This window comes from Streptomyces misionensis (assembly GCF_007896895.1).
Taxonomy (GTDB): Bacteria; Actinomycetota; Actinomycetes; order Streptomycetales; family Streptomycetaceae; genus Streptomyces; species Streptomyces misionensis_A.
This window is the reverse complement of the sequence record NZ_VOGW01000077.1, coordinates 1-3,900: the sequence shown is the minus strand read 5'-3', so window position 1 is coordinate 3,900 and position 3,900 is coordinate 1. Positions and strand designations below refer to the sequence as shown.

Below are 3,900 nucleotides of genomic sequence, written 5' to 3'. Positions count from 1 at the left end.
GTACAACTCGACCACCTCGCCGAACAACACAACCGCCCCACCCGCAACCGCTAACCCCCACCCACCGAACAGGCAAAACAGCGCTGACCAGCACAAACGCGAACCGAGCCTTTACACGCTGACGAAACCCACAATGAACCCGGCCCCACTCAGCGCGCACGACACAACCCCAGCTCACACCCCGAACTACCCACTGGAACCGCGCACCCGGCCACTCTCAACCAACCCACAACACACCAGGCCAACAAACCCGTGGTACACCAACAAACCCCCCTCCGAGCGTTAGGGGGCGATGCGGGCGGTGGTGCGGGCGGCGATCAGGGTTTTGCCTGTGCCGCAGGCGGCGATCACGCTCGCGCGGGTGTGGTGGCGGAGTGTAGCGGTAGCGGCGGCGACGGCTTCTTTTGGTGGGGCCGTAGCTCGATGTCGGGGGCCATGGAGGTGCGGCGCTCCGTGGGGTCGGCTGGGTGCTCAGGAGGGCGTGGCGGATGCTCCGCTCTCCTGAGCAGCTTATTCGGCTGCTTCGGTCAGGTGGGCGAGGGTGGAGCCGGTGGGGCCTTTGCGGACATGGAGGCGCTGGGTGATGCGGCGGCGTAGTTCGGGGATGTGGCTGATGACGCCGACGGTGCGGTCGTGGGCGCGTAGGGAGTCCAGGACGTCGAGGACGTTGTGGAGGGTGTCGTCGTCGAGGGTGCCGAAGCCTTCGTCGATGAAGAGGGTGTCCAGGGGGTTGCCGCCGGCTTCGTGGGTGACGACGTCGGCCAGGCCGAGGGCGAGTGAGAGGGAGGCGAAGAAGGATTCGCCGCCGGAGAGGGTGTCGGTCTTGCGGGGGTGGCCGGTCCAGGCGTCGGTGATTTCCAGGCCGAGGCCGGAGCGGGCTCCGTGGGCGGCTTGGTGGTCGGAGTGGCGCAGGGCGTAGCGGCCTTCGGACATGAGGTGCAGGCGGGTGTTGGCGGCGGTGACGACCTGTTCGAGGCGGGCGGCCAGGACGTAGGCCTCCAGTTGCATGCGGATGCGGGTGCCGGGGGCGGTGCCGGTGGCGAGGTCGGCGAGGTGGCGGGCGGTGTGGTGGGCCTGCTCGAGTGCTTTGAGGCGCTCGACGACTTCGGCCAGGGTGGCAGTGAGGGTGGTGAGTTCGGTGGTGCGGGTCTGTGCGGTGCTGGAGGCGGTGACTGCTTGTGCGTGCTGGTCGTCTGCTGTAGCGCGCAGGGTTGCCGCGGTTTCGATGTCGACGGCCGGCTGGGCGGCTGCTTGCTGTAGGGCGGGGTCGTCGAGGACGGCTTGGTGGGAGGCGCGGGCCTCGCGCCACGTGTTGATCGCTTCTTCGAGGTCGGTCAGGTCCTGGTCGCTGAGCAGGGCCTGTTCGGCGTCGGTGAGTGTGTCGAAGCCCTGGGCTGTGGCGGCGTCGGTGGCTTCGCTGGTGCGTGTGTGCAGGGTCTGGGTGGCGGTGTCGGCGGTGCGGGATGCCTCGGCTGCCTGCTCGAGACGGTTGGCGGTGCGGGTGAGGTCGTCGATGCGGGCCGCGAGGGTGGGGGCGGTGCCGCGGGCGGCGTCGAGTTTTGCGGTGAGTTCTGCGTGCCGCTGGGACCGATTGTCGTAGTGGGCGTTGCGGTCGGACAGGCCTGCGGTTGCGGTGCTGTCCTGCTGGGTCATGGCCGTGTGTTCACGGTCGAGGGCGAGGAGTTCCTCCTCGGCGCCCCTGCGGTCGGCGGCTCGCTTGAGGGAGTCGGCCAGCTGCGTGGTGAGTGTTTCGTGGTCGGCTTTGAGGCTGGCCAGCGGGGTGTCGCCGGCTTCGCCCGTGGCAGCGGCGGCGTCCTCGCGCAGCTTGTGCAGCTCGGCCGCGATCTTGTCGCGCTGCTGCTGGAGGCGCTGGTGGGTCTCCTCGGCGGCTTGTTCGTCCTCGCGCGTGGGATGCCCGTCAGGTGCCTGGGCGGGCTGGGGGTGGGAGCAGGAGCCGCATACCGGGCATGGTGCGCCGTCGGTGAGGCCGGTGGCGAGTTCGGCGGCCATTCCTTCGGTGCGTCGGCGGCGGATGTCGATGTGGGCCTGGGCGGCCTTGTCGGTTTTGTCCTGGGCGGTGGCCAGGCGCTGCTCGGTGGTGGTGATCTGGGCACGGTGGGCGTCGCGGCGTTCGGCGGCCGCCACGCGGTCGCTCAGGCTGTTCAGCTGGGTCTGCTGGCGCCGGCTTTCTTCCTCGGCCTCGCGGGCCGTCTCCCGGCGGATCTCCAGGGCGGCGCGCTGGGCGGTCTCCTTTTCGAGCCAGTCACGTGCAGTGCGCTGCTGGATGGCGAAGTCCTGCCGCTCGGCGTCGGTCCGCTTCAGTTCGGCGGTGAGCTCGTGAAGTCCCGTCTCCTCAGGAAGGAGGGTATTCAATACGGCTATGTCGTCGCGGATGTGCTGTCCGGCCGTGGCGAGGCCGGCGGCGTCCAGTGCGGCATGCTCGGGAAGGAGCTGGGTGCGGGCGTCGCTTTCACGGCTCTGGGCGCGGGTGTGGTCGGCGCGGGCGGTGCTGAGGGCGTGCAGCAGGGGTGCCAATTGCTGGGCGCGCCGAGCCTGGTCCCGGCGCCGGCTGAGGGCTTCTTGGTGCGGGGTCTGCTCGTCCAGCCGGTCCAGTTGTTCACGGGCGGTGGCGTAGGTGGTCTGCTGCCTGTGCAGTTCGCGGGCGGCTGCTTCCAGCTTTTGGTGGGCGAGCTGGTTCTTCTTTGCGTTCTCGGCGTCGGCCTGTGCGGTCAGGGCGTCGGCCTGGCTGGCCTGGATGAGGTCGCCTGCCCAGGCCAGAGCGGGGTCGGTCAAGTCGTGTGCGGCGTCGGCGCTGGGAGCGTCGTACTGGGATTTCAGGTCCGGGCCGGCGGCCTGGTGGATGCGGGCCGCCAGGTGCAGCACCTCGTCGCAGGCGGCGTCGCGGCTCTTCTGGATGGTGCGGCTGTGCTCGCTCAGCCAGCGTTCGATGAAGGCGTACCGGTCAGTGTGGAAGAGCTTGCCGAGGAGTTCGCGGCGCTTGCCGGCATCGGCGTAGAGGAACTTGGTGAACTCGTTCTGTGGCAGGAGAACGACCTGGCAGAACTGGGTCCGGCTCATGCCGAGCAGGTCCTTGATCTCCTTGCCTGTCTCCTGGTGGGACTTGCTGGAGGCCTCCCAGTGGCCCTTTCCGGCTGAGTCGGTGGTCCACTGGCTGAGCCGGGTCTCGGCCTTCTGCAGGGTTTCGCCCGTGCCGTTCTTCTTGGGGCGCATCTGCTGGGGGACGCGGTCGATGCGCAGCCGGTGGCCGGAGATGGTGACGTCGAGGGTGACCTGGGTGAGCAGGTCGGCTGGGGCGTGGTGGCTGCGCAGCATCAGGTCGCGGTCGACTGGGGGTTCGCCGTACAGGGCGAAGCAGATGGCGGTGAACAGGGTGCTTTTCCCGGCGCCGGTGTCGCCGTGCAGGAGGAACAGGCCGTCGGCGGACAGGGCGTCGAAGTCGACGGTGTGGGTGCCGGCGAAGGGCCCGAAGGCCTGCAGAGTGAGGTGGTGCAGGCGCATCAGACGGTTTCCTTCTGCAGTTCGTTCACGCGGGCGGCGTCGACGGCCTGCTGCAGCAGGGCGTGTTCGTCGGGCGTGGGTGCGCTGCCGCGCAGGTCGGCGATGAAGTCGCAGGCGATGTCGAGTTCGGTGCGGCCGCGGACGCGTTCGGTGTAGGTGGGGGTGTCGGTGGCCTGGGCGGGGATGAAGGCGCGCAGGTGCTTGAGGCTGAGCGTGTGGGGGAAGCGGCGGCGCAGCCGGGCCATGGCTTCGAAGGGCAGGGCCGGGTCGGTGAGGGTGACCTCGAGCCAGGCGTCCTTGAGGGGTTCGTGGGCGGGGTCGTTGAGGAGGTCCTCAAGGGGGCCTTGCAGGCGTTCCAGGCGGTGGGGAGCCGGGCAGGGC

2 protein-coding genes are annotated in these 3,900 nt (G+C 69.4%); both read right to left on the bottom strand.

The window, feature by feature from the left end:
- Positions 1–510 precede the first annotated feature (510 nt).
- A complete protein-coding gene (locus FRZ03_RS13750; protein WP_146465434.1) occupies positions 511–3,519 on the bottom strand; it encodes an AAA family ATPase in 3,009 nt (1,002 codons plus the stop codon).
- Positions 3,519–3,900, bottom strand: a 382-nt coding sequence (locus tag FRZ03_RS13745) for an exonuclease SbcCD subunit D C-terminal domain-containing protein (protein ID WP_186785408.1), incomplete at its 5' end; no start/stop codon positions are given. The genes FRZ03_RS13745 and FRZ03_RS13750, both read right to left, overlap by 1 nt.